The organism is Pseudonocardia sp. GCM10023141 (assembly GCF_042653605.1).
Map to the genome: position 1 here is coordinate 46944 of NZ_JBHSIR010000064.1, position 24782 is coordinate 71725.

The window sequence follows — 24782 nt, forward strand, 5'->3', positions numbered from 1 at the left end:
CTCCACCTCCCATCGGGTCCCGCAAGGGCAACCCCAAGCCCGGCGCGCGGAAGATCAAGGGTTCCGGCGGGTTCTTCACCTGCCCGATCCTCGACCTCTGACGTCCGGACCGGCGGTGCTCAGCGGCGCACCTCGAACACCGCGACCCGGTCGGCGGCGGCAGCGAACTCCGCCGGGCTCGCCGTCGTGACCAGGCCGAGCCGGACGAAGAACGAGACGCCGCCCGGCACCTCGGTCGGAAACGCCATCATGACGGCGCGCCGGACGTCGGCGTCGGTCACCTCCACGAGATCGACCCGCTGGTGGCGGCGGCCCTTGGCGAGATCGCCCCGGCCGGCCGCCCGGACGTTGCGGGCCCAGTCGCCGTCCGGCAGCCCGGCGACGACGTAGCGGCGCCCGTCCACCGTGAGCGGGGAGACGGGTGTCGGTCGCGGCCGTCCCGAGGTGCGGCCGGGCACCGTCAGCACGTGGATCGTGCCGAGCGACAGGCCGATCCGGCTCATCCCGCGAATGAGCCGGTTCGCCGGTCGGAGCCAGCCGGGGAGCGCGGTGGAAACCATCTGGAAATCCCTTCGGTAGCCGAATCTTTTCCTCGACGCTACAGTCCTTCGGGTGCCGAAGCAATCTGCCGTGGAGCGCGCGGCCACCGCGGCCGAACGCTTCGGTGACTCCGTGGACGTCGTCGACCAGGCGGCCGCGGCCCTGTTCGGGATCAACCGCACCGACCTGCGGCTGCTCGGCGTCGTGACGGTCGGCGGCCCGCAGTCGGCAGGGACGCTCGCGGCCGCCGTCGGGCTCAGCCCGGCGGCGACGACCGAGGCGGTCCAGCGGCTGGTGGCGCGCGGGTTGCTCGCGCGCGACACCGACCCGGGCGACCGTCGTCGCGCCGTGATCACCGTCGTCGCCGGGTGCGCGGAGCGGCTCGATCGGGTCTACGGGCCGATCCGCGACTCGGGCGTCGCGCTGCTGGAGCGCTACACGGAGGCGGAGCTGGGCGTGATCGCGGACTTTCTCGAACGGGGCCGGGAACAGCAGCTGGCGGAGGCGGCGCGGATCCGGGACGACGTCGCGGGACTCAGAGCCGCCGTACCCCGGCCCGGGTGCTGAGGAAGATCCCCCGCAGCGCCATCCCGGCCCGCTCGCAGCACCCGATGAGCGCGGCGGCCCACTCCCGGTCGGCAGGCTGCACCGCGTCGGGCCCGACCCGCTCGTAGGTGAGGATCACCGACCCGGAGCCGCGGTCGGTGATCAGCTCGCGGTGCAGGCCGCCGATGACGCCGGTCAGCCCGGCGAGCAGGCCGGTCGGCGGGTGTCGGGGGACGTCCGAGACCGGCATGACGACCGGGGCCTGCCGGCCGTCACCGTCGACGAACATGATCCAGAGCTGGCTCGCGGCGATCGCCGGTCCGACGATCTGTCGGACGCGCTCGAGCACGTCGGCGTCGGTGTGCAGCGGCGGGGCGTCGGAGGCGTTCGGGAGTGTCATGCGGGGGAGGGTGCGCCACGGGGTCGCCTCCCGTGGTCGATTCGCGAAAGACGTCAGCCGTTGCCGTAGACGCGGGTCGGCTCGATCAGCACCGCGACGCGGCCCTGATCGCGCATGACCTGGTCATACGTGTCCCAGTCGTCGTGCGAGCCGCCCGCCCCGACGAAGATCGCGCGCAGTAACAGGCGCAAACCCTCGGCGTCGATGCCCTCGCACGGGTCGTCCGGCCCGATGAGCTGGCTCGGCCCGTCGATGCCGGCCCACTGCCAGCCCGAGCGCCACAGCACGGACGTGGCGGGGCGGGCGCGGAGGTTGCGCAGCTTCACCTGCCCGTAGGTGACGTAGGCGACCACCGGCACTCCGCTGATGGGATGGTCGAGCACGCCGGCGTTGACCAGCGAGCTGTGCGGGGTGCCGTCGGCGCGGACGACGCTGATGCTCGCCAGCCCCGTCTCCTTGGCGACCATGGCGCGGACGGGATCGAGATCGATGCTCACGGGTCGAGTGTGCCCTGTGCCCCGTTGTCCCGCGCCCGGTTGCAGGAAAGCCACTTTCCCGCAACGACGTTGCAGGAAAGTGGCTTTCCTGCCATCGCCGACAGCAGGCGGCCTGCCTGCGTGGACCTACTTGCAACTGCACCCAACGCGAGAGCCCGCCGCGCCGGGCGAGTGATCAACGCCCACAGGTTCCGGTTCGATCATGAACCAGTGCGCGCTCGGCCACCGGCACGGAGATCAACGCCCACTGGGTCATGGTCAACACCGAACCAGTAGGCGTTGATCACAGAATCGCACCCCGCAGCCCCACGCCGGGCCCCTGCTACCCGCAGCTCTCAGAGCTGCCGCAACGCCTCGGCCAGGTCGATCACGTCGGCGTACTTCGCATCCAGGTCGGCCAGGTTGGAGTCGTGCAGCGCCGTCGTGCGGTCGGCGCACGCCTGCCGCACGACCTGCGGGCGGAAGCCGTGACCCAGCGCGTCGGTGGCTGTTGCCCGCACGCACCCCGACGTCGAGACGCCGGCGATCACCACGGTGTCCACCGCGGCCGCATGCAGAGTCGACGCGAGGGAGGTTCCGAAGAACCCCGACGCGTACTGCTTCGCCACCACCGGTTCGCCCGCGATCGGCCGCACGGTGAGCTCACCCCAACCTCCCGTTGCATCCTCGGCGAACGCGGCGAGCGCGGGCACCTTCCGCACGAACAGGCCGCCGTCGATCATTCCGCTCGTGTAGCGCACGACCGTCCACACCACCGGGTGGCCTGCGGCGCGGGCCGCGGCCACCAGTTCGGCCGTCGCGGCGACGGCCGGGGCCGGGTCGGGCAGCGCGAACGGCCCGGCGGGATCGGTGTAGGCACGCACGAGGTCGATGACGAGCACCGCGGGACGGGTGCCCCAGCCCACCCGTCCCGAGAACGCGGTGCCGTGCGGGCCGCTCACCGCGCACTGCCGATTAAGGGTAGCCTTACCCAATGCTTCAGGTGATCACGTCCCGGGAAGCGTTGGGCGAGGTCGTCAAGGAACCGCATCGGGCGGTGGCGGAGAAGTCCACCGACCACATCGACGCGGAGTCGCGCCGGTTCCTCGAGGCGAGCCCGTTCTTCCTGCTCGCCACCATGGCCGACGACGGCAGCTGCGACGTCTCGCCGCGCGGCGACCCGGCCGGCAGCGTCATCGTGCTCGACGACCGGACGCTCGCTTTCGGCGACCGCAGGGGCAACCGCCGCCTCGACAGCCTGCTCAACATCCTGGAGCGCCCGCAGGTCGGGATGCTGTTCATGATCCCGGGTATCGGCGACACGTTGCGCGTCAACGGCACCGCGACGTGGCCCGATCGCAAGGACGTGCCGACGGCCGGGCAGATCGCGCGCAGCCAGCACGGCTTCAAGGTGCCGGCGCGCATGATCGACGCGGCCCTGCGGCTGGAGGCGCGTCGCAACCAGTACTGAGCGGGTCAGGCCCATGTCGGTCGCTTCGGCGCGGGCAACCCCGTCTCCGCCTCGCAGTTGGCCAGCAGTTCGGCGATGGGCGGGCCCATGTCGAAGACGGGCAGCTCAGCCGGTCGGGCGGCCCGCAGCTCGGTGCGCAGCGCCGCGGTCGCCGCGGCGTCGCCGATCACCACGCCGTAGCGCCGGGCACCGTCGGTCGTCACGAGCCCGCGCCGCACCTCCAGCTCGACGAGCGCCGGGTCGCGTTCCAGCGGGTCGCCCCAGCCGCCGCCGCCCCACGTGACGAAGTGCAGGACGTCGCCGGGGAACACCTTCACGTCGTGGCACTTGGACGGCAGCACCGTGCGGGTGCCGTCGGGGTGGTCGAGCCACTTCGTGCCCCGCGCGCCGGGGGTGCCGCCGTTGACGCCCCACGGGTAGGTGAGCCAGCGGTCGTCGTGGATCGCGATCTCGCCGGGCTCCTCGAACACGTAGGCGACGTCGACGCCGTTTCCGCCGCGGTGCAGTCCCGCGCCGCCGGTGTCGGCGATCGTCTCCCACTTCTCGATCCGCAGCGGGTAGTAGGACTCCAGGTACTCGCACGGGATGTTGACGAAGCTGGGCCACAGTGAGTGGCCGTCGGGACCGTCGCCGAGCGGCCGACCCGGGATCCCGCCGAAGCCGATCGAGTAGAGCTGGAACCACTCGCCCTTGCGGTCACCGCCGGAGTAGTGGCCGGAGTACATGAAGTGCGGGCTCGACGAGAAGCCCGCCGCGTTGAGCAGCGCCGGGTTGGTCTGGCCCAGCAGTCCACCGAACAGGTCGAACACGCGCCCGATGCCGTGGTTGCGCCCGTTGAGCGAGGCCGGGTGCTTCGGCTTCCAGTACGAGCCGTCCGGGATCGTGACGTCGACGAGCGGGTAGAAGCCGTCGTTCCACAGGATCTGCGGGTCGGCCACCGTGATCATGTAGATGCCGAAGAACATCCGGGTGAGGTTCTCGTTGATGTAGTAGTTGATCGGGCCCGCGGCCTGCGGCGAGCTGCCGGTGAAGTCCAGGTGCACCTTCTCGCCGGTGCGGGTCAGCGAGAGCTTCAGCTCGTACGGCCCGTTGCCCACACCGTCGTCGCAGATGTAGTCGGTGAACGAGAGCGTCCTGCCGTCCTCGAACACCATGCCCAGCAGCGCCTTCATCGCGTCGTAGTTGCGCTGCAGCAGCGCGTCGAGCGCGGAGAGGTAGGTGGCGGTGCCGAACCGCTCGCACATCTCGACGACCCGCCGCGACGCGGTGCGGCAGGCCGCGACCAGCCCGTTGAGGTCGGCACGGTTCCAGTCGGGCATGCGCACCTGGTTGAGGATGATCCGCAGCGCGTCCTCGTTGATCCGGCCCTGCGAGTACAGCTTGAAGGGCGGGATCACCACGCCCTCCTCGTAGATCGTGCGCGCGTCGGTGGGCATCGAGCTCGGCGTCTTGCCGCCGACGTCGGACATGTGCCCGAACATCGACGCCCAGCCCACCACGCGGCCGTCGTGGAAGATCGGCACGACGATCAGCCAGTCGTTGGCGTGGCTGATAGCGGCACCGCAGGCGTACGGGTCGCTGGTCAGCAGCACGTCGCCCTCCTCGACGGTGCCGTCGAAACCGTCGAGGAAATCGGGCACCGACAGGCCGAACTGCCCCACCACCATCTTCCCGCTCGGGTCGGCGATCAGCGGGAACTCGTCGTGCTGCTCGCGGATGCCGGGCGACAGCGCGGTGCGGAAGAGCACCTCGTCCATCTCGTAGCGGGCGTTGCGCAGGCCGTTCTCGATCAGGTCCAGGGTGACGGGGTCGACGTCGGTCTTCTCGACGGCACCGGTGGCCGTCTCGATGATGCGCGCCATCTCACGCCTCCGAAATCGGGTTGATCAGCAGGCTGCCGGACGGGTGCACGGTGGCGGCGTGGTCGGGCAGCACGAGGGTCGTGGAGTCCATCTCCGTGACGATCGCGGGCCCGGTGATCACGTCGCCTGCGCGGAGGGTGGCGCGGTCGTAGATGTTCGCCTCGACCGTGGTGCCCGAGACGTGGATCGGGTGCGTGTCGATCGGGGTCGGTGGGCCCTCGCTCGGCGGCAGCGTCACCGCGGCCACCTCCGGGCGCGGGCCGGACACGGTCGCACGCGCGTTGACGAGCTCGTGATCGGTCGTCAGCAGGAACGAGAACAGCCGCTCGTGCTCGGTGTCGAAGTCCGCGGCGAGCGCGGCGAGCGGGTCGCCGTCGAGTCCCGGCACGATGATCGGGATCTCGAAGCCCTGGCCGTGGTAGCGCACGTCCACCTGGTAGGTCACGGTCTGGTCGGCCGCGGCGACGCCCTGCTCGGCCAGCCGCGCCCCGGCGTCGGTGGCCAGCTCCCGCAGGATCGTGGCCAGCTCACCCCCGGTGAGATCGGCGAACCGCCGCAGCACGGTGCGGGCCGACTCGCTGCGCTTGGACGTGGTCGCGTCCCCCAACGCGCAGAGGACGCCCGGAGACGGTGGCACGATCACCGGCCAGGCGCCGGTCAGCTTGCCCAGTGCGTTGGCGTGCAGGGGACCCGCACCGCCGAAGGCGACGAGCGCGAAGTCGCGCGGGTCGAACCCCTGCTGCACCGAGACCAGGCGCAGGCCGCCGAGCATGTTCTCGTTGACGATGTCGACGATCCCGGCCGCGGCCTGCTCGGGCGAGCCGAGTCCCATGGCCTTGGCGACGAGGTCGACCGCGTCGCGGGAGGCGGCGACGTCCAAGGCGATCTCGCCCCCGGCCAGCGTCGCGGGCAGGTAGCCCAGCACCACGTTGGCGTCGGTCACGGTCGGTTCGGTGCCGCCCTTGCCGTAGGCGGCCGGGCCGGGATCGGCACCCGCCGACTGCGGGCCGACGCGCAGCGCGCGGGTCAGCTCGGGCACGTGGGCGATCGAGCCGCCGCCGGCGCCGACCGTCCGGACGTCGACGCTGGAGGCGCGCACGGTGAGGTCGCCGACCTTCGTCTCGCGGCCGATGCGCGGCGAGAGGCCCTGCACCAGTGCGACGTCGGTGGAGGTGCCGCCCATGTCGAACGTGATGAGGTCGGAGTAGCCGCACTGCTCGGCGATCCACACCGCGCCCGTGACGCCGCCCGCCGGGCCGGACAGCAGCATCGTCACCGGTGACGTGGCGGCCGCGGCGGCCGACGACAGCCCGCCGTCGCTGCGCAGGATGGCAAGCTCGCCGGTGACCCCACCCTCGGCCAGCTTCGCGCTCAACGTCTCCACGTAGCGCTTGACCTGCGGCTGGACGTAGCCGTTCGCCACGGTGGTGACGGTGCGCTCGTACTCGCGCAGCTCCGGCAGCACGTCGCTCGAGAGCGAGACGGGGATGCCGGGGTGCAGCTCGGCGGCGATCTCCCGGATCCGCTGCTCGTGCGCGGGGTCGGCGAAGGAGTTGATCAGCGAGACGGCCAGCGCCTGGATGCCGGAGAGCTTGCCGAGCTGCGCGCGGACGTCGTCCTCGTCGAGCGCGCGGATCACGGCGCCGTCGCTCGCGATGCGCTCGTCGACCTCGACGGTGTTCTCCAGTGCGGCCAGCGGCTCGGGCTTCGGCCAGATGATCCAGCCGGCCAGCCCGCCGGGAACGAAGGAGCGCGCGATCTGCAGGACCTGCCGGAAGCCCTTCGTCGTGACGAGGCCGACGGTGGCGCCCTTGCCCTCCAGGATCGCGTTGGTCGCGACCGTGGTGCCGTGCAGCACCTGTGCCACCTCCGAGAGCTCGATCCCGGCCTCGGCGCACACCTTCCCGATCCCGGTGAGCACGCCGACGGCCTGGTCGGCGGGGGTGGAGGCCGTCTTGGCCCGCCACGTGGCGCCGCTGGCCTCCTCCACGAGCAGCACGTCGGTGAAGGTGCCGCCGACGTCGACACCGAGGCGGTACGTCATACGCCTGTCTCCTCTGCAGCCACGCAGACCATCACGGCCCGCGCGTTGTGGATGTGTGCGGTCATGACGGCCTGGGCCCAGGCCGGGTCGCCCGCCCGGATCGCCGCGACGATCTCGACGTGGTGGGACAGGCTGCGGCGCAGCGATGCGTCGTCGTAGGCGTGGAAGTTGCGCAGCACGATCGGGGCGTGGATGGCCCCGGCCAGCGCGGTGGCCATCGCGGGGTGATCGGCGAGCGCGACGAGACGGCCGTGGAACGCGCGGTTGAGCGCAACGATGGCGTCGAGGTCCTGGCCGGGGCCGGGCAGCCCGACGCGTTCCATCGCGTGCGCGAGGTCCGCGAGCTCGGCGGTGTCGGCTGCGGAGGCGCGGGGCACGGCCAACCCGGTGAGGCGGGGTTCCAGCGCGGCGCGCAGCTCGAAGACGCCCTCCAGCTCGGCCACCGTCCAGCTGCTCACGCGGGCGCCGCGGTTGGGGATGATCTCCACGAGTCCCTCGGCGGCGAGCCGGGTCAACGCCTCGCGCACGGGTGTCCGGCTGACGCCGAGGCGCTCCGCCAGCTCCGCCTCACCCAGCCGGGCGCCAGCGGCGAAGTCGCCGCTCAGTATCAGCTCCCGCATCGTGCCGGCGGCCCGTTCCGATGCCCGCGTCATGCCTACCCTCCGTCAGATTGTGTGCAACTTATGGCGGACGGCTTCCCCCGGCAAGGATTCGCGACTACTTTTTGCCAAGTTGCATACAAATAGCGGAAGGAAGCAAGTGGGAGAGCTGCTGTCGGGACCGACGTCACCCCGCGCCCGGTTGCGCGAGCTGCTGGCTCGCGCGGAGCCGCTCGTCGCGCCAGGGGCCTATGACGCGTTGTCGGCCCGGCTCATCGAGCAGGCCGGCTTCGAGGCGGTCTACATGACCGGGTTCGGCACGACGGCCTCGCTGATCGGGCGGCCGGACGTCGGGCTGCTCACGGCCACGGAGATGATCGACAACGCCCGCCGGCTCATCGCCGCGGTGGACGTCCCGGTGATCGCGGACGCCGACACCGGCTACGGCAACGCGATCAACGTGCTGCGGACCGTGCAGGGCTACGAGCAGGCGGGCGTCGCCGGGATCCACCTCGAGGACCAGGTCACGCCCAAGAAGTGCGGGCACATGAGCGGCAAGGAGGTGATCCCGGCAGCGGAGATGGTCGGGAAGATCCGGGCCGCCGTCGCCGCCCGCCGCGACCCGGAACTCGTGCTCATCGCGCGCACCGACGCCGCCGCCGTCGAGGGGCTGGACGCGGCGATCGCCCGGGCCCGTTCCTATGCCGAGGCCGGTGCCGACGTGCTGTTCGTCGAGGCGCCGACCAGTGAGGACGCCATCGTGCAGGTCGCCACGGAGCTCAAGGGCGTCGCGCCGCTGGTGTTCAACTGGGCAGAGGGCGGCCGCACGCCACCGATCCCGCTGGAGCGCATCGCCGAGCACGGCTTCTCGCTGGTGCTGTTCCCGATCGGCACGTTGCTGGCCGCGACGGCGGGCATCCAGGCGCTGCTCGCCACGATCAGGACCGACGGCACGCCGGCGGCGGCGATGGCGGGCCTCCCGACGTTCGACGGCTTCACCGACCTCATCGGCCTCCCCGAGGTCCAGGACCTGGAACAGCGCTTCGGCTCCTGACCGACCCCGCCCCGCCGCTGATTCCGCCATCCCGACACGCCGATTTGCCCATCTCGACACGCCGTGTGCGCGATGTCGACACGGCCACGCGCGCGTGATGCGTGCTCGATCGGCGCACACGGCGTGCCAGATCGGCCAAATCGGCGTGCCGGAATCGCGAAATCGGCGTGTTCGATCGGCGCAATCACCGCGAGTCGGGACGGATCGGCCCGCGAGTCGGGGTGAGGTGGCCCCTGAGTCGGGGTGGGTCGGCGCATCTAGGCTCGCCCGCATGGGAGCCAAGGTGCGGGTGGCCGTCCTGTCCGGTGGGCGTGACGGCGAGCGGGCCTCGGCCGACAGCGTGCTCGCCCACCTCGACCCCGCCCGCTTCGACGCCGTCGCCACCGCCATCACGCCGTCGGGGGAGCTCGACGCGGCGATCGTGGGCGGCGCCGATGTCGTGTTCCCCGTGCTGCACGGCCCCTACGGCAAGGGCGGCACCGTGCAGGGCATCCTGGAGATGATCGGCGTTCCGTACGTCGGTTCGCGGCTGCTGGCCAGCGCCGCGGTGCGCGACCGCGCGCTCGTTGCGACGCTGCTGGGCGCGGCTGGGATCGCCACCGGATCCGGCGAGGGGCGTGCCGTCCGGTGCGGGGTGCTGGAGTTCCCCGACGGGGACGTCCGCGTGAGCGCGCCCGCGGAGCTCCGCACGGTCGAGGACCCTGCTGCCGACGACGGGATCGACATCCCCGCGAAGCTCGACGACGCCGTCGCCGAGCGGGTGCAGGAGGCTGCGCTCGCCGCGTTCCGCTTGCTGGACTGCCGGGGCCTCGCCGAGATCGCCTTCGCCCTCACCGATGCCGGCGCGGTCGTCGACGTGGTGACGACGATGCCGTCGCTCGTGCCGGCGTCGACGTTCGTGCGGGCCTGGGCGGTGACGGGCACCGACCTGTCGAGCCTGCTCACGATGCTCGTGGACGGCGCACGCTAGGAGCGCGCCTTGCGATGACACCACCTGGACGCCGCTCGCCACGGCCGGAGTTCTTCAGCACCCTCCCAGCCGAAACCCGGTTGCCGGTTCCGGCGGACGTGCACGACCATGCCTGCATGTTCTCCCGACTCGCTGACCTGCTGTGTGGTGCCGTCGCTACCGCGCCGGTCCAGCAGCAGACCGGCCGCCGGTGGAGGTCGACCCGCTTCCGCACGTGATCGCCGCGCTGGCCGCGGGGCTGCTGGCGGGGTTCGGCATCGCCGTCCCCGTCGGGCCCGTCGCGACGTACGTCGTGCTGCTCACCGCCCGCACGTCGTTCCGCACCGGGGCGGCCGCCGCGCTCGGCGTCGCCGCGGTCGACGGCGCCTACGCGCTGGCCGCTGTCCTCGGCGGCGGTGCGCTCGCCGCTGCCATCCGGCCCGCGCTGGGTGTGCTGCGCTGGGTGTCGGTCGCGGTGCTGATCGTGCTGGCAGTGCGGGCGGTGTGGTCCGGGCTCCGCACCGCCGCGCCGGGCACCGTGACCGAGCCCGGTGCTCGACCGAAGCGGGTCTTCCTGCACCTCGTGGGCCTGACGATCATCAACCCCACCACGGTCGTCTACTTCGTGGCGCTGGTCGTCGGCCTGCAGACCGGGTCGGCGAGCCCCACGCCCGCCGAGCAGGTGGTCTTCGTGCTCGCCGCGCTGGCGGCCTCGGCCAGTTGGCAGCTCCTGCTGGCCGGGGGCGGCGCGCTGCTGGGACGGGCCGTCACGGGTGCCCGCGGCCGCCGGGTCACCGCCGTGGCGAGCGGTGTGGTGATGGCGGTGCTGGCACTGCGGATCGTCCTGGGCTGACCGGAACGCCCGCGGCCTGCCGCCGGTCGAGACGGACGAGCAGCACCGCCGTGATCGCGAGGACCACCACCATCGCGATGCGGTCGGGCCAGGTGGTGGCCCTCGCGGCGACGGCGAAGACGGTGTGCCCGATCAGCGCGCCGCCGAGGGCGACCAGCCGGTACCGGTCCGACCATTCCGGTGCCGCGCTCCACCGCAGGGCGAGCATCCCGCCCGTCAGCGCGATCACCGCGGCCGCGGCCATCGGCAGCAGCACCCACAGCCCGTGGGTGAACGCCGGCTGCTTCGCACCGTCGAACGGGAAGGTGAGCCCGATGTAGGCCAGCGCGGCCAGACCGCACACCGTGCCGACGACCGTCCGTGACGGCGGCGTCAGCGGCGCCGGCCGCCACGGGCTCCGGCGCGGCAGGATCCGCAGCGCGAGCAGCGTCGCCGCGGCGATCAGCACGACGATCGTGATCGCCGCGGGGAGCGGGATCACGTAGTCGGGATCGATCGTCGGCGGCACGGCGAGGCGCATGAGTGCCGCCCCCAGCAGGGTGACGACGCCCGTGATGATGACGCCCGGCCTGCGCAGGTAGGGGAGCCTGCCGTGCTGCGGGAACACCAGCTCCACCAGCATGATCGGGATCAGGACGCTGAACACGGCGTGGTAGGGCAGGTTGAGCTCGGCATAGGCGACGTTGACGCCGAACAGCGGCGGGGCCCAGTGACTCGCGCCGTACAGCGTCGGGCTGGTCAGGCCCTGCAGCGCCAGGCCCTCCTCCAACAACCCGTAGGCGAGGCCCATCAGCAGCAGGCTGCCCAGCCCGCCGCCGACGCGGCGCACCAGCTCCCGGACCAGCAGCGCACCCGCGCCGTAGATCGGAACGTAGATCAGCACCGTCCACGCCAGCGCGAGCGAGACGTTGCCGAGCATCACCTCGGCGACCACCGGCGCCAGCACGACCAGCAGCAGCGCGGCCCTGCGGTTCGTCGGCCGCGGGTCCGGTGTCGTCGACCGCGGGAACGCCTGGCGCACGACCCGCAGGTTCGTGGCGACGACCAGAGCGGCGAGCAGCAGCACCTGCACCACCTCGATCGACCGCAGCCACACCGGATACGCGCCGGACAGCAGCAGGTAGCCGACGGCGACCAGCCCGATCATCGAGATCGCGCGCACCCGCAGGTAGGCCGCGCGGCGGCCGGCGAGCAGCCGGCGGGCGATCCAGATGTAGGCGACGGCCACGACGATGAGCAGCAGCGCGCGGATCCACAGCGACAGCTCGAGGTCGTCGCGGGTCTGGTCGGAGCCGCCGGCGAGCTGGAAGTCGACGATCTCGGTCCGGAAGAGCAGCGTGAGCACGCCGAACACGGCACTGACGCCGAGGTTCACGAACAGCAGGACGACGATGACGCGCAGGTGGGGCCGGGGCCGGTCGGGCACGATCGCCATGATGATCACCGTAGGTCCGGGCGGGCCGGGGCGCCTCCGTCGCGGCGCCGGTCTTCGATCTACGACTTCAGGATGAGTTGCGGGGGCGCACCAGCCCGGCGTCGTAGGCCAGCACCACCGCCTGCACCCGGTCGCGGACGCCGAGCTTGCGCAGGATCGCCGACACGTGGGTCTTCACGGTGGCCTCCGCGACGACCAGCTGCGCGGCGATCTCGGCATTGGACGCCGCGCGGGCGACGAGCGCGAGCACGTCCATCTCGCGACTGGTGAGATCGGCCAGCCGGGGCCGCGGATCGTCGTGCGGGACGGCGTCGGCGAAGCGGTCGAGCAGCCGGCGGGTGACGACGGGGTCGAGCAGCGCGTCCCCGCGGGCGACCACGCGGATCGCCTCCACGAGCTCTGTGGGCCGGGCGGTCTTGAGCAGGAACCCGCTGGCCCCGGCGCGCAGGGCGGCGTGCAGCGGCTCGTCGAGGTCGTAGGTGGTCAGGATGATCACCTTGGGGGCGGCGTCGGAGGCCACCAGCGCCCGCGTCGCCGCGATCCCGTCCATGACGGGCATGCGGACGTCCATCAGCACGACGTCGGGACGGAGCGCCGCGGCGAGCCGCACCGCCTGCTCGCCGTCCTCGGCCTCCCCGACCACCTCCAGGTCGTCACGGATGTCGAGGATCATCCGGAACCCGGTGCGGACGAGCTCCTGGTCATCAGCGATCAGCACGCTCGTCATCGCGGCACCGGCAGCAGCGCCGAGACCCGGAACCCACCTGCCGGATCGGGACCCGCCTCGAACGTGCCGCCCAACAGCTCGGCGCGCTCCCGCATCCCCAGCAGGCCCTGACCGCTTCCGGCCCGCCCGCTCCCGCCCCGCCCGTCGTCGTGCACGCCGACCAGCATGTGGTGACCGTCGGCGGTGCGGACGACTCGCACCGCCACCTCCGCCCGAGCGGCGTGGGCGTGGCGCAGCGCGTTGGTCAGCGACTCCTGCACGATCCGGTAGGCCGAGAGCTGGATGCCGGCGGGGATCGGGTCGCCCGAACCGGCATCCACCTGCATCCGGACGTCGAGCCCGGCCGCGGCGACCGAGCGGCCCAGCGCCGCCAGCTCGGCGAGCCCGGGCTGCGGCGCCTGCTCGGCGCCGGCGTCGGGACGCACCGTGCGCAGCAGCTGGCGCAGCTCGGCCTGCGCCTGCCGGCCCGTGGTCTCGATGGCCCGCACCGCCTCCCGCGCCCGGTCCGGGCTGACGTCGAACACGTCGTCGGCGGCGCCCGCCTGCACCACCATCACCGACACGGTGTGGGCCAGCACGTCGTGCAGCTCGCGGGAGATCCGGGCGCGTTCCTCGAGGATCGCCCGGCGCGTCTCGGCCCGTCGCCGGGCCGCGCTGAGCCGGCCGAGCTGACCCCAGGTCCACGCCAGCACCGCTCCGGCCGCCCACAGCATCGCCTCGGTCCACGGCCGGGCCACCAGCCCGTCGAGCGCGGCCAGCACCAGCGTGCCGGCCAGTGCCCACAGCGACGTCCGGGGCGGTCGCAGCCACGCCAGCGTGCAGAGCGCGACGAACGCGATGCCGAACCCGACCGCGGGCGCCAACAGCTGGATGCCGGCCCCCGCGACGATCACGACGGCCACGGCCCGGCCCGGGGAGCTGCCCATCAACCACATCGCCGCGGCCTGGACCACCACGAGTGCGGCCGCGACGAGCCGGCCCCACAGCGAGACGTCGGAGCCGAGGAGGACGGTGGGCAGCAGCACCACGACGCAGGCGGCCACCGCCAGCGTCCGGGCCCGGCGCGGCAGGCCTGCGTCGGCGCCGGTGTGAGTATCGGCGACGGCGATCACGGCCCCCATGGTTGTCGAGGTGGCCCGCCACCCTGCGTCACCCAAGGGCCCGTCGAGAACGACGGTACGATGATCAAAAGGCCCTGTTGATCATCACAACGTCGTTCTCGACGGTGTCTGGTGACGCTGAGTGGCTTGCCGATCGATGCAGCCGTCAGGGTATCCGCTGCCCGCAGACCGGCGTTCGGCGCAGCGGCGCTAGGCGCCGGTGACGGTCTGCCAGATCAGGAACCCGTTGAGGCCGATGATCAGCGCGGCCGCGACGCTCGCGACAGCCGTGGTGATCTTGTGGTTGACCAGCTCCTTCATGACCGCGCGGTCGCGGGTGATCAGCACCAGCGGCACGAGCGCGAACGGGATGCCGAAGGAGAGCACCACCTGCGAGAGCACCAGCGCCCGCGTGGCGTCGAGCCCGAGACCCAGCACCACGAGTGCCGGGGTGAGCGTGAGGAGCCTGCGCAGCAGCAGCGGGATGCGGCGCTGGATGAACCCCTGCATGACGACCTGGCCCGCGTAGGTACCGACACCCGAGGACGCGAAGCCCGACGCGAGCAGCGCCAGCGCGAAGGCGAAGGCGGCAGGCTGGTCGAGCACCCGCGCGAGGCCGGCGTGCACGCCCTCGAGGGTGTCGGTGTCGGGGATGTTGCTCCCGAAGAACAGCGCCGCGGAGATCACCAGCATGGCGGCGTTGACCACACCGGCCAGGCCCATGCCGATCAGGACGTCGGCCCGCTGGCGGCGCATGAGGAACCGGCGGTCGTCGGCGGTGACGGCCGGGATCCGGCCGGAGGTGAGCGCGGAGTGCAGGTAGATCACGTGGGGCATCACGGTGGCGCCGAGGATGCCGGTGGCCAGCAGCAGGCTGTCGGTGCCCTCGAACCGGGGGATCAGGCCGGCGGCGAGGTCGGGACCGTCGATCCCGATGCGGAACACGGTGGTGAGGAAGCCCAGCAGGATCACGCCGAACAGGCCGGCGATCGCCAGCTCGAACGGCCGGAACCCGCGGTTCTGCAGTGCCAGCAGCGCGAACGCGACGATCCCGGTGATGACGCCGCCGGTGAACAGGGGGATGCCGAACAGCAGGTTCAGCGCGATGGCGCCGCCGATGACCTCCGCCAGGTCGGTGGCGATGGCCACCAGCTCGGCCTGCACCCACATCAGGCGCGACACCGTCTTGGGGAACCGCTCCTGGCACATCTCCGGCAGGTTGCGCCCGGTGGCCATGCCGAGCTTGGCCGACAGCGTCTGGATCAGCATCGCGAGCAGGTTGGCCCCGATGATCACCCAGAGCAGCAGGTAGCCGTACTGGGCGCCCGCGGAGAAGTTGGTGGCGAAGTTGCCGGGGTCGACGTAGGCGATGGCGGCGACGAACGCGGGGCCGAAGAAGATCAGCTTGCTGCGCATCCCGCGCGTCGCGCGGATCTCCGCGACGGTCTTCGCGGGCTCCTGGACGGCGGTCACAGCTGCTCCTCCGTGGAAATGAGCGCTTCGACGGTCATGTGTCCTCCTCGACTCCGGCGTCCAGGACGTGGCCGTGAATCAACCTGGTCAACTGCGTGCCGAGGCCGTGGCGGGCGCCACGGACCCGGATCCAGAGCGGCCCGCCGAACGGGCCCTGCTCGTCGATGTCGATGGCCACCCCGGGGCGCACGCCCAGCTCGCCGAGGTGGCGCAGCGCGGCGGAGTCGCGATCGGAGACCCGCTCGACGCGGAAGCGGCAGCCCGGCGCGACGGCGTCGAGCGCGATGCCCCAGCCCTCGTCGTGGCGGCCGTGGCGTGGCGGGATCGGGTCGCCGTGTGGATCGTGGGTGGGGTAGCCGAGTGCCGCGTCGATGCGCTCCTCGAGGCGGTCCGACAGCGCGTGCTCGAGCAGTTCCGCCTCGGCGTGCACCTCGTCCCACGGCACGTCGAGTGCCTCGGCGAGGAACGTCTCCAGCAGCCGGTGGCGGCGCACCACGCGCAGCGCGGCCTGCTCACCGGAGTCGGTCAGGCGCAGCGAGCGGGTGTCGGGCCGGTCGACGAGCTCGCCGTCCTCGAGGCGCTTGACCATGGCCGACACCGAAGGTGCCGAGACGCCCAGCTCGGTGGCGAGCAGGCCGGTGGTGACGGGCTCACCGCGCGTGGCGAGGTGGTAGATCGCCTTGAGGTAGTCCTCGGTGGCCCGGGACATAGTCACCATGAACGGCGATGTTAGACACGGCTAACAAGCGGAACCAGGCTCGTCTCAGATTGAGACCTAGCGCACAGCCACCGCCGTGGTGGGCAGTTTGTCGCGCACGACGTCCGAGATCTGCTGCAGCGGCGCGCTGCCGGCGTCGACGGGCACGGTGAGCACCACGTATACGGGGCGGTCGACGGCGACGTAGGTGATGACCACGGGATCGGGCACGCCGTCGTCGAGGCGCAGCCAGCTGACGCCGTTGACGGCCAGCAGTGCGGACGTGGGCGTGAGCTCGGCCGGTCGGGGCAGCCCGCAGCGCAACACCACCGGGCGCGGGACCGCCGCCCAGGCGCGGCTGGCGGGTGGTGCCGGCGCAGCGAGCGGACGGGTGGCGCGGCCGCCGTCGAGCGTGGCGGGCAGGGCGTCGAGCAGCGTGGTGCAGGAGCCGCTGCCCGCGTCCGGTGCGTCCACCGGAGCGAGGGCGAGCGGACCGGTCTCGGCGACGGGTGGTGCGACCGCGTCGTCGCCCCGCACGCGCGCGGTGATCGCGATCCCGGCCACCACCACGGCGAGCAGCAGCGGCAGAGCGATCGCGAACACCACGGCCGGTTGGAGGCGCTGCTTCACGCCGCTCATTGTGCTGCTCAGGAGAGGTGGACCACCGGGCAGGTCAGCGTGCGGGTGATACCGCTGACGCCCTGCACGCGGGCCACCACGAGCTGGCCGAGCTGGTCGACGTCATCGGCCTGGGCGCGCACGATCACGTCGTAGGGGCCGGTGACATCCTCGGCGGACACCACGCCGGCGAGACCGGCGATCTCGGCAGCGACGGCGGCTGCCTTGCCGACCTCCGTCTGGACGAGGATGTAGGCCTGCACCACGGCGTGCCCCTTTCGGAGTCGGAATGACTTCCGGATAGGAAAGTCGGAAGCCGAACGTACCGGAGGTGGACGCGTTGCCCACATCGTCACCACCAGATGGGGAGGGATCCGAGACGAGCGGCACACTTGCTGGCGTCGGCGAGTTCGGGCTGATCGCCCGGCTGACGGCCGGCCGGGTGCAGCCGGCGAGCACGCTGCTGGGGCCCGGCGACGATGCCGCGATCGTGGCCGCGCCCGACGGGCGGGTCGTGGTCAGCACGGACGTGCTGGTGGAGGGCGTGCACTTCCGCTTCGACTGGTCCACCCCGGAGCAGGTCGGGCGCAAGGCCGCCGCGTCGAACCTGGCCGACATCGCGGCCATGGGCGCCGTGCCCACGGCCCTGTTGCTCGGGCTGTCCTGCCCCGAGAGCACGCCGATCGCGACGCTCACGGAGATCGGCGACGGGTTGTGGGCCGAGGCCACGGCCGCCGGAGCGGGTGTGGTGGGGGGCGATGTGACGTCGTCGGCGACCCTGGTGCTGTCGATCACCGTGCTCGGCTCGCTCGAGGGCCGGGAGCCGGTGACCCGATCCGGTGCCCGACCCGGCGACATCGTCGCGCTGGCCGGCCGCACGGGCTGGGCGGCCGCAGGCTGGGCGGTGCTCGCGCGGGGGTTCCGCTCGCCGAAGGTGGTGGTCGGGGCGCAGCGGGTACCGGAGCCGCCCTACGCGGCGGGCCCGGCCGCGGCCGTGGCAGGCGCCACGGCGATGATCGACGTCTCCGACGGGCTGCTGGCGGACCTGGGCCACATCGCGGCAGCGTCGGGGGTCGAGATCGACGTGCGGCCGCCGCCGGTGCCTGCCCGGCTCGCCGATGTCGGCGCCGCGCTGGGCGTCGACCCGGTGCACTGGCTCCTCACCGGCGGTGAGGACCACGCGCTGGTCGCCACGTTCCCGCCGGACGCCGGCCTGCCCGCGGGCTGGGCGGCGATCGGGGAGGCGCGGGAGGGGTCACCGCGCGTGCTGGTGTCGGGGAAGCCCTACGACGGCGGCGCGGCGGGGTGGGACCACTTCGCCCGCTGACCGTCGCGCGGTGAGCTGAGGTCCGACGTCACGCACTCTCAGGGGCAGGCATCGGTCCGGGGCACGAGCCCGACGCGTCCCGCCAACCAGGGCAGCGATTGGCGGAACGCGGCCGACCAGACGTCGAACGTGTGGCCCTGGCCGGGCATCTCGACGAGGCAGCTCGAGATCCCGGCAGCCTTCGCCAGCGGCACGAGCTCCCGGGTCCCGGCGAGCGGCTCGGCGTCGTCGGTGCCGACCTGGAACCAGCCGCCCAGTGACGGGAACCGGGTCGATCTCAGCAGGGCTGCCGGCTCGTGGGCCTCGAACGCCTGCTGCGAGCCGCCGAACAGCTGGGTGATCGTGTCGGCGGTGTCGCTGTTGGACTCCCCGACGCGCGGGCCGACGAGCCCGCCGAAGTCACCGAACGCGCTGAACAGCGCGGGGTGCCGCAGCGCCAGCATGATCGCGCACGTGCCGCCCTCGGAGAGCCCTGCGATCGCCCATTGCGGGCCGGGGGCGGCGGTGCCGAAGACCTTCTGGACGGCAGCGGGCACGTCCACGGTCAGGTAGGTCTCCGCGTTGCCGACCGGGCTGTCGACGCACTCCGTGTCGGCGGTGAGCGAGCCGTTGATGTCGGGCATGACGAGCACCGGGGCCACGCCGTGGTGCTGGGCGGCCCAGGCGTCGGCGGTGGTCTGCGCCGCGCCGCCGTCGGTCCAGTTGGCCGGGTCACCGGGCGTGCCGTGCAGCAGCATGACCACCGGCAGCGTGGGGCGGGGTTTCACCGACCACGCCGGCGGGAGGTACACGCGGGCCTGGCGGGCCGCGAAGCCCGAGACGGTGCCGGGCAGGTCCACCGGCACGACCTGGCCCGCGGCCGGGATGGTGCCGTCGGCGGCCCCCGCCTCGGCGCGGGCGAGGGAGGCCTCGCCGGGAGAGGGCCCGCCCAGCGCCTCCGACAGCGTGGGGTAGTAGCCGTAGTAGGCGTTGACGGCCTGCGCGGCGCTCGCCAGCAGCAGCACCACGCCCACCAGCACGGCGAGCGTGCGTGCCCATGCGCGGCGCAGCACCAGCACCGCCACCGCGAGCGCGGCGACCGCGAACGTGACCAGCAGCGTCCCCAGCGGCCACCAACTGGTCAGCGAGACGTTCGCGAGGGCATCGATCGCGGCATGATAGTGGCGGTGACCGTTCTCGCGGCAGTACTCGCGCTCGTCGCCGCGGCACTGTTCGCCGTGGCGTCGGTGGCGCAGCAGCGGTCGGCGGCCATGGTCTCCGACGACAGCGCGCGCGGGCTCGGCCTGATCCGCGTGCTGGTTCGCCGTCCGCTGTGGTGGGCGGGGCTGGTGGGTGACGCCGGCGGCTTCGCGGTGCAGGCCGCCGCGCTCGGTGTCGGTTCGTTGCTGCTGGTGCAGCCGCTGCTGGTCACGACGTTGCTGTTCGCGCTGCCGCTGGGAGCGCGGTGGGTCGGCCGGCCGCTGGGCCGGGCCGACTGGATCTGGGCAGTGGTGCTTGCCGTTGCCTTGGCGGTGTTCGTGGTGTCCGGCGACCCGACCGAGGGCGTCGACCGCGCAGGCGCCGACGCCTGGTTGCCCACCGGCTCGGTCCTCGCCGGCGTGCTGGCGGTGGTGCTGATCACCTCGGTGCGGGCCCGGGGCACCGTGCGTGCGGTACTGCTCGCCGCGGCCACCGCGCTCTGCTACGGGATCGCCGCGGCGCTGACCAAGGGCGTGGTCGACGGCCTCGGTGACGGCCTCGGCGTCCTCCTGACGGCCTGGGAGACCTACGCGCTGGTGGCCGTGTCGGTGCTCGGCACGCTGCTGCAGCAGTCGGCGTTCCAGGCGGGCCGGCTCGGCGCCTCGCTACCCACCATGATCGTGGGGGAGCCGCTGGTGGCCGTCGCCATCGGGGCACTCGTCCTGCAGGAGGAGCTGCGCTCCGACGGTGCCGAGTGGGTGCTGATCGCCGTCCTCGTCGTGGTGATGGCAACCGCGACGATCGCGCTCGCGCGCTCGTCGGCTCGGGCCACGCCGCAGGTCGCTCAGGCCGCCCGCGGCGTCGACGGTGACGCGACGCCGCCGACGGCCTTGGGCACCAGCAGCTCGCCCACCCCCGGCAGCGCCAGGAATCCCTCCGCCCCGGCGTAGAGCAGGCCGACGCGCGGCAGATCCACCGCGTTGCGGTAGGCCAGCACCCGCGGCAGCCACTCGGGATCGAACTTCGCGTTGAAGTCGTGGAGCGACTTGATCTGGAAGAACGGGTTGAGCACGCCCACCGCCCACCGGGCCGCCCGCTGGGCGGGTGTGGTGGGGATCGTCTCGTCGAACAGCCTGCCCCACATGGCGAAGTTCATCGACAGCCGTCGCACGCCCCGCCCGCCGAGGGCGGCGGCCGTGGAGGCGATCAGGAACTCCGTCATGCCGTTGGGGGCGCCGGGGTCATGGCGCATGAGGTCGAGCGTGTAACCGAACGAGGGCCCGTAGGCGGGCACGACGCGGAGGAAACCGCCGGGCACGCCGTTCTCGTCCAGCGCGACGCACAGCAGGAACTCGGGGTTGGCGCCGGCGCCGGTGATGTCCTGCGAGAGCGACATCGTGAACCCGCGTTCGGGCGCCTTGCCCCGCCACTTCGCGCTGATCGCGTTGAGCTGCTCGACCAGCCGCGGAGCCGCGTTCGCCTCGGTGATCAACTGGAAGCGGTAGCCGCGACCGACCCGACGCACGGCGGCCCGCAGGCTCTTGCGCGCCGAGCCGGCCAGCGAGAAGCGCGCGCAGTCGAGGATCGCCTCGTCGCCGAGGTAGAAGCTGGTGAACCCGCGCGACGCGTACAGGGGCATGCTGGCCTCGCGCACCGCGAGGAACGCCGGGTGCCAGGCACGCTCGTCGCACATCGCGAGGAACTCGTCGAGCACCTGCACCACCGACTCGCGCGCGCCGATCGGGTCGGCCGAGACGAGCGCGTAGCCGCCGAGGTAGGTGTAGGCGAGCACGGCCTCGCCGTCGGAGGAGAACAGGAAGCTCTTGTCGTCGCGCAGCGAGAAGTAGGCCAGTGTGTCCCAGCCGTAGTCGTGCACGAGCCGGTTGGCGTGCTCCCAGTCGTCCTCGGTGTGCGGGCTGCGGCCGATGAGCGGGCGGAACAGCAGGATGCCGAACACCACCAGCCCGGCGACGCCGAGTGCGACGAGCGCGGCGGGGAAGAACGTCGCGAAGAACGGCGAGTCGAACGTGTAGGGCCCGTCGATCCCGACCAGCCCGCCGAACGTGGTGGCGAGCACGCCGCCCAGTGAGAGGTCGGGCTCGACGCGACTGCTCTCCAGCCCGAGTCCGATCCAGCCGAACGCGAGGACGACGGCCAGGTAGATCGGCACGAACCGCACCAGCCGCAGCAGCGACGGCGGGTCGGCGCGGGCCCGGAAGTCCGACCGTCGCCACAGCAGCGCGGCGAGCATCGCGACGCACAGCGCGACGGCCACCGGGTGCGGACCCTTCACCATGTGCGCGATCCCGCCCAGCACGAACAGGACCACCGCCACCCGCCAGGCCAGCAGCTTGCGCTTGGCCAGCTGGTCGGCCAGCAGGATCAGTACCAGCCCGACGATCACGGAGACGACGTGCCCGGTGACCGGCACCCACAGCGGCCCGAACCCCGCCGCCGCGCCGTCGAGACCGGTGTGGACGAACGGGATCATCGAGAGCAGCTGCAGCGCCCCGCACAGCGCGGTGAGCACGGCGAGCACCCGGATCGCGACCCGGCCGCGTTCGGCCGGTCGCACCGGCGGTGTGATCGGGTGCGCCGACGGGGCCATGTCCGGCAGCGCCACCAGGCTCGCCGTCACGGCGTCGAGCGGGGCGCCGGCAACCGGGGTCGAGCCCTGCGCCGTGCCGCCGATGCCACCGGGTGTCGGCGGCAGCACCGGTCGCGGACCACCCTGGGGCCCCTCGCCCGGCGCCGGCGCGAACTCCGGGCGCAGTGTCGGGAAGAGGATCACCTCACGGATCGAGTCGACGCTGGCCAGCAGCATCACCAGCCGGTCGATCCCGATGCCCAAGCCGCCCGTGCAGGGCAGGCCGTGCTCCAGCGCGCGGATGTAGTCGAGGTCGATGTCGCCGGCCTCGGGGTCACCCCCTGCCTTCGCGCGCGCCTCGGCCTCGAACGCGGCGAGCTGCTGCACCGGGTCGTTCTGCTCGGAGTAGGCGTTGCACAGCTCGAACCCGGCGACGATCAGCTCGAAGCGCTCCACGTAGTCGGGGTCGTCGCGGTGCACGCGGGCCAGCGGCGACACCTCGCGCGGGTAGTCGATGCAGAACACGGGGCCGACGACGTCGTGCTGCACCTTCTCGTCGTAGACCTCCTTCATCAGCCGCCCGGCGCCCCAGGTGCGCTCGTAGGGGATGCGCAGCCGGTCCAGTGCGGCCCGCGCGTCGTCGACGGGCATCCCGGGGTGCATGACCTCGCCGGTCTGCTCGGCGATCATGTCGGCGAACCGCTTGCGCGGCCACGGGGTGGCACCCAGGTCGATGGCCCGACCGCCGTGGTGGACGACGACGTCATCGCCGAGCGCAGCGTGTGCGGCGGCGGTGACCATGCCCTCGACCAGGTCCATCATGTCGTGGTAGTCGGCGAACGCCTGGTAGGCCTCGAGCATCGTGAACTCGGGGTTGTGCCGGGTGTCGATGCCCTCGTTGCGGAACACGCGGCCGATCTCGAACACCCGCTCCAGGCCGCCGACGATGAGCCGCTTGAGGTGCAGCTCCAGCGCGATGCGCAGGTACAGGTCGATGTCGAGCGCGTTGTGGTGGGTGACGAACGGCCGGGCCGATGCGCCGCCCTGGATCGAGCCGAGCACCGGCCCCTCCACCTCGGTGAAGCCCTGGTCCTCGAGGTGGCGGCGGATGGCACGGATCGCGGTGTGGCGGATCCGGAAGATCTCGCGCGTTCGCTCGTTGGCGGCGAGGTCGACGTAGCGCTGCCGGTACCGGGTCTCGACGTCGGTGAGGCCGTGGTGCTTGGCGGGCGCGTCCAGCAACGCCTTTCCCAGCAGGGCGAACGTCTCCACGAACACCGACAGCTCGCCGCGGCGGGTGGTCATCACCGTGCCCTCGGCGCCGACCCAGTCGCCGCGGTCGAGCGCGTCGAACGCCTGGTGCTCGGCGACCCCCAGCACCGCGGTGTCGACGAACAGCTGCACCGTGCCGGTGCGGTCGCGCAGCACGGCGAACGTGAGGCCGCCCTGGCGCCGGATGAGGTCGACGCGCCCGGCGACGCGCACGCGGTCCGTGGTGCGGACGTCGGGCGCGAGTGCGGCGTGCGCCGACCGGATCTGCGCGGCGGAGTGATCGGTGGGATACCGGTAGGGCACGCGGCCCGCGTCCCGGGCGGCGGCCAGCTTCGCCAGCCGGTGTTCGCGCTGATCGGGCTGCGCAACCGGATGGATCTCGGGGTCCACCTCGGAGCTCACCGGCACACGATAGGGATCATGGCCGGGCCCGTACATCCCGCGAACGGGCCCTATCGGCCTCGACGCAGGCGGGTTCAGGAGGTCGGTACGGGGACCGGGACCTCCGCGTCGCCCTTCGACCGCCGGTCCCACTCGGCCAGCACCGCGGCGGGGGTGGGGGGTGAGAGCAGGCTCGCCACCACGTAGCCGACCAGCCCGGCGCCGAGGCCGACGTACACCGGCTCGTTGGCGTAGACGTCGCCGACCACCGCCATCGTCACCAGCGTGGCGACCATGCCCAGCCCGATCGCCACCAGCGCGCCGACGTTGGTGCCGCGCCGCCACACCAGCCCGCCGAGTATCGGGATCAGCAGGCCGCCGACGAGGATGTCGTAGGCGATCGTCAGCGCCGCCACCACGTCCTTGAGCACGGCCGCGATGATGATCATCACGATGCCGAACACCGCCACGAGCCACCGGTTACCGCGCACGTGGGCGTCCTCCGTGGTGGCACCCGGCGACCGGCGCAGGCGGCCGAGGATGTCCTGGCCGAACACCGTGGCCGTCGCGATGAGCGCCCCGCTGGAGGTCGACATGACCGCCGCGAGCGCGGCCGCCAGCACGAGACCGGCGAGCGCAGCCGGCATCGTCGCCTCGACGACGGCGGCAAAGGCGTCGTCCTTTGATCACGAACTGGACGAAGTCGGTCAGCGTGATCGACCACATGCCGCCCAGCGTCGAGTAGACCACCACGACACCGCCGCCGATGAGGATCGCCGGCACCTTGTCCAGGTCGAGCAGCGCACCGAAGATCGTGGCGTACGCGATCGTCGAGGTGGCCGAGAGCATCAGCGTGTACAGGAACATCACCACGCCCGAGAGCACGCTCGAGCCCGGCCCGTAGCGCAGCTCCAGCATCTGGCTCACGGTGTAGACGCGCAGGCGCTGGATCCGGCCGGCGAACAGCAGCGACAGCGCCAGGATGCCGGTGCCGATCGCGACCACCAGCCACATCCCGGACAGGCCGTACTGGTAGCCCAGTCCGACGCCGCCGATCGTGGACGCCCCGCCCAGCACGATCGCGGCCATGGTGCCGGAGTAGAGCAGCGGGCCCAGCCGTCTCCCGGCGACGAGGAAGTCCGATGTGGTGGTGGCCCGGCGCTTCCCCCAGAAGCCGAACGCGATCATGGCG

At 72.4% G+C, this 24782-nt stretch carries 24 protein-coding genes and 1 pseudogene; 7 read left to right on the forward strand and 18 right to left on the reverse strand.

Going from position 1 to position 24782, the window contains the following annotated elements; genetic code table 11:
• Window positions 1-119 precede the first annotated feature (119 nt).
• Window positions 120-560: a nitroreductase/quinone reductase family protein gene (locus ACFPFQ_RS36270; protein ID WP_379627178.1), complete on the reverse strand. Its 441-nt coding sequence runs from the start codon at window positions 558-560 to the stop codon at window positions 120-122.
• Between the two features lie 52 nt (window positions 561-612).
• Between ACFPFQ_RS36270 and ACFPFQ_RS36275 the strand changes: the two genes are divergently transcribed.
• On the forward strand, window positions 613-1107 hold the full coding sequence (locus ACFPFQ_RS36275; protein WP_379627180.1) for a MarR family winged helix-turn-helix transcriptional regulator: 495 nt from the start codon (window positions 613-615) through the stop codon (window positions 1105-1107).
• Here ACFPFQ_RS36275 and ACFPFQ_RS36280 read toward each other — a convergent pair.
• The 3 genes from ACFPFQ_RS36280 to ACFPFQ_RS36290 all read right to left on the reverse strand — a co-directional run bounded on the left by ACFPFQ_RS36280 (window position 1076) and on the right by ACFPFQ_RS36290 (window position 2924).
• Window positions 1076-1486, reverse strand: a complete 411-nt coding sequence (locus tag ACFPFQ_RS36280; protein WP_379627182.1) for a hypothetical protein — start codon at window positions 1484-1486, stop codon at window positions 1076-1078. The genes ACFPFQ_RS36275 and ACFPFQ_RS36280 overlap by 32 nt on opposite strands.
• A gap of 53 nt (window positions 1487-1539) precedes the next feature.
• Window positions 1540-1983, reverse strand: a complete 444-nt coding sequence (locus ACFPFQ_RS36285) for a TIGR03618 family F420-dependent PPOX class oxidoreductase (RefSeq protein WP_379627184.1) — start codon at window positions 1981-1983, stop codon at window positions 1540-1542.
• A gap of 335 nt (window positions 1984-2318) precedes the next feature.
• On the reverse strand, window positions 2319-2924 hold the full coding sequence (locus tag ACFPFQ_RS36290) for an isochorismatase family protein (RefSeq protein WP_379627186.1): 606 nt from the start codon (window positions 2922-2924) through the stop codon (window positions 2319-2321).
• Window positions 2925-2956: 32 nt separating this feature from the next.
• Here ACFPFQ_RS36290 and ACFPFQ_RS36295 point away from each other — a divergent pair, with 32 nt between their 5' ends.
• Complete coding sequence (locus ACFPFQ_RS36295; RefSeq protein WP_379627188.1) at window positions 2957-3433, forward strand: pyridoxamine 5'-phosphate oxidase family protein; 477 nt, start codon at window positions 2957-2959, stop codon at window positions 3431-3433.
• A gap of 5 nt (window positions 3434-3438) precedes the next feature.
• On the opposite strand, the gene ACFPFQ_RS36300 is transcribed toward ACFPFQ_RS36295, so the two are convergent.
• From ACFPFQ_RS36300 to ACFPFQ_RS36310, 3 genes are read right to left on the reverse strand one after another with little or no spacing between them, the layout of a single operon-like run.
• A complete protein-coding gene (locus ACFPFQ_RS36300) occupies window positions 3439-5295 on the reverse strand; it encodes a hydantoinase B/oxoprolinase family protein (protein WP_379627190.1) in 1857 nt (618 codons plus the stop codon).
• 1 nt (window position 5296) lies between these two features.
• A complete protein-coding gene (locus tag ACFPFQ_RS36305) occupies window positions 5297-7339 on the reverse strand; it encodes a hydantoinase/oxoprolinase family protein (RefSeq protein WP_379627192.1) in 2043 nt (680 codons plus the stop codon).
• Window positions 7336-7992, reverse strand: coding sequence for a GntR family transcriptional regulator (locus tag ACFPFQ_RS36310; protein ID WP_379627194.1), 657 nt, complete (start codon window positions 7990-7992; stop codon window positions 7336-7338). The genes ACFPFQ_RS36305 and ACFPFQ_RS36310 overlap by 4 nt, the downstream gene beginning before the upstream one ends.
• Before the next feature lie 106 nt (window positions 7993-8098).
• Between ACFPFQ_RS36310 and ACFPFQ_RS36315 the strand changes: the two genes are divergently transcribed.
• The 3 genes from ACFPFQ_RS36315 to ACFPFQ_RS36325 all read left to right on the forward strand — a co-directional run bounded on the left by ACFPFQ_RS36315 (window position 8099) and on the right by ACFPFQ_RS36325 (window position 10794).
• Window positions 8099-8992, forward strand: coding sequence for an isocitrate lyase/PEP mutase family protein (locus ACFPFQ_RS36315; protein WP_379627196.1), 894 nt, complete (start codon window positions 8099-8101; stop codon window positions 8990-8992).
• A 271-nt stretch (window positions 8993-9263) separates the two neighbouring features.
• A complete protein-coding gene (locus ACFPFQ_RS36320) occupies window positions 9264-9962 on the forward strand; it encodes a hypothetical protein (protein ID WP_379627197.1) in 699 nt (232 codons plus the stop codon).
• 190 nt (window positions 9963-10152) lie between these two features.
• Window positions 10153-10794, forward strand: coding sequence for a LysE family transporter (locus ACFPFQ_RS36325; RefSeq protein ID WP_379627199.1), 642 nt, complete (start codon window positions 10153-10155; stop codon window positions 10792-10794).
• Here the strand turns inward: ACFPFQ_RS36325 and ACFPFQ_RS36330 are convergent.
• The 7 genes from ACFPFQ_RS36330 to ACFPFQ_RS36360 form a co-directional block, all read right to left on the reverse strand.
• Window positions 10733-12229 (reverse strand): hypothetical protein, encoded by a 1497-nt coding sequence (locus ACFPFQ_RS36330; protein ID WP_379627201.1) that lies wholly within the window; start codon window positions 12227-12229, stop codon window positions 10733-10735. The two genes, ACFPFQ_RS36325 and ACFPFQ_RS36330, sit on opposite strands and share 62 nt — an antisense overlap.
• 67 nt (window positions 12230-12296) lie before the next feature.
• Window positions 12297-12956, reverse strand: coding sequence for a response regulator (locus ACFPFQ_RS36335; RefSeq protein WP_379627203.1), 660 nt, complete (start codon window positions 12954-12956; stop codon window positions 12297-12299).
• Window positions 12953-14077 (reverse strand): sensor histidine kinase, encoded by a 1125-nt coding sequence (locus ACFPFQ_RS36340; RefSeq protein WP_379627205.1) that lies wholly within the window; start codon window positions 14075-14077, stop codon window positions 12953-12955. Before ACFPFQ_RS36340 ends, ACFPFQ_RS36335 begins: the two co-directional genes overlap by 4 nt.
• A 189-nt stretch (window positions 14078-14266) precedes the next feature.
• Window positions 14267-15529 (reverse strand): Nramp family divalent metal transporter, encoded by a 1263-nt coding sequence (locus ACFPFQ_RS36345; protein WP_379627207.1) that lies wholly within the window; start codon window positions 15527-15529, stop codon window positions 14267-14269.
• 34 nt (window positions 15530-15563) lie between these two features.
• Complete coding sequence (locus ACFPFQ_RS36350; protein ID WP_379627209.1) at window positions 15564-16247, reverse strand: metal-dependent transcriptional regulator; 684 nt, start codon at window positions 16245-16247, stop codon at window positions 15564-15566.
• A gap of 57 nt (window positions 16248-16304) precedes the next feature.
• Window positions 16305-16865 carry a DUF3515 domain-containing protein gene (locus tag ACFPFQ_RS36355; protein WP_379627211.1) on the reverse strand — a complete coding sequence of 187 codons (561 nt, stop codon included), beginning with the start codon at window positions 16863-16865 and terminating at the stop codon, window positions 16305-16307.
• A gap of 8 nt (window positions 16866-16873) precedes the next feature.
• A complete protein-coding gene (locus tag ACFPFQ_RS36360; RefSeq protein ID WP_379627213.1) occupies window positions 16874-17110 on the reverse strand; it encodes an Lrp/AsnC ligand binding domain-containing protein in 237 nt (78 codons plus the stop codon).
• A 74-nt stretch (window positions 17111-17184) separates the two neighbouring features.
• On the opposite strand from ACFPFQ_RS36360, the gene ACFPFQ_RS36365 reads away from it, so the two are divergent.
• Window positions 17185-18171, forward strand: coding sequence for a thiamine-phosphate kinase (locus ACFPFQ_RS36365; protein ID WP_379627214.1), 987 nt, complete (start codon window positions 17185-17187; stop codon window positions 18169-18171).
• A gap of 38 nt (window positions 18172-18209) precedes the next feature.
• Here ACFPFQ_RS36365 and ACFPFQ_RS36370 read toward each other — a convergent pair whose 3' ends face one another.
• On the reverse strand, window positions 18210-19235 hold the full coding sequence (locus ACFPFQ_RS36370) for an alpha/beta hydrolase (RefSeq protein WP_379627216.1): 1026 nt from the start codon (window positions 19233-19235) through the stop codon (window positions 18210-18212).
• Between the two features lie 102 nt (window positions 19236-19337).
• Here ACFPFQ_RS36370 and ACFPFQ_RS36375 point away from each other — a divergent pair, with 102 nt between their 5' ends.
• Window positions 19338-20300, forward strand: a complete 963-nt coding sequence (locus ACFPFQ_RS36375) for a DMT family transporter (RefSeq protein ID WP_379627217.1) — start codon at window positions 19338-19340, stop codon at window positions 20298-20300.
• Here the strand turns inward: ACFPFQ_RS36375 and lysS are convergent.
• From lysS to ACFPFQ_RS36390, 3 genes and pseudogenes are all read right to left on the reverse strand, one after another.
• Window positions 20195-23611, reverse strand: a complete 3417-nt coding sequence (lysS, locus tag ACFPFQ_RS36380; protein ID WP_379627219.1) for a lysine--tRNA ligase — start codon at window positions 23609-23611, stop codon at window positions 20195-20197. The two genes, ACFPFQ_RS36375 and lysS, sit on opposite strands and share 106 nt — an antisense overlap.
• 74 nt (window positions 23612-23685) lie before the next feature.
• The gene (locus ACFPFQ_RS36385; RefSeq protein WP_379627221.1) at window positions 23686-24237 is read right to left on the reverse strand and encodes a sodium:solute symporter family transporter; all 552 of its coding nucleotides are present in this window, start codon (window positions 24235-24237) and stop codon (window positions 23686-23688) included.
• A 97-nt stretch (window positions 24238-24334) separates the two neighbouring features.
• Window positions 24335-24778 (reverse strand): annotated as a pseudogene (locus ACFPFQ_RS36390) (sodium:solute symporter family transporter); the annotation flags it as partial.
• Between the last annotated feature and the right edge of the window lie 4 nt (window positions 24779-24782).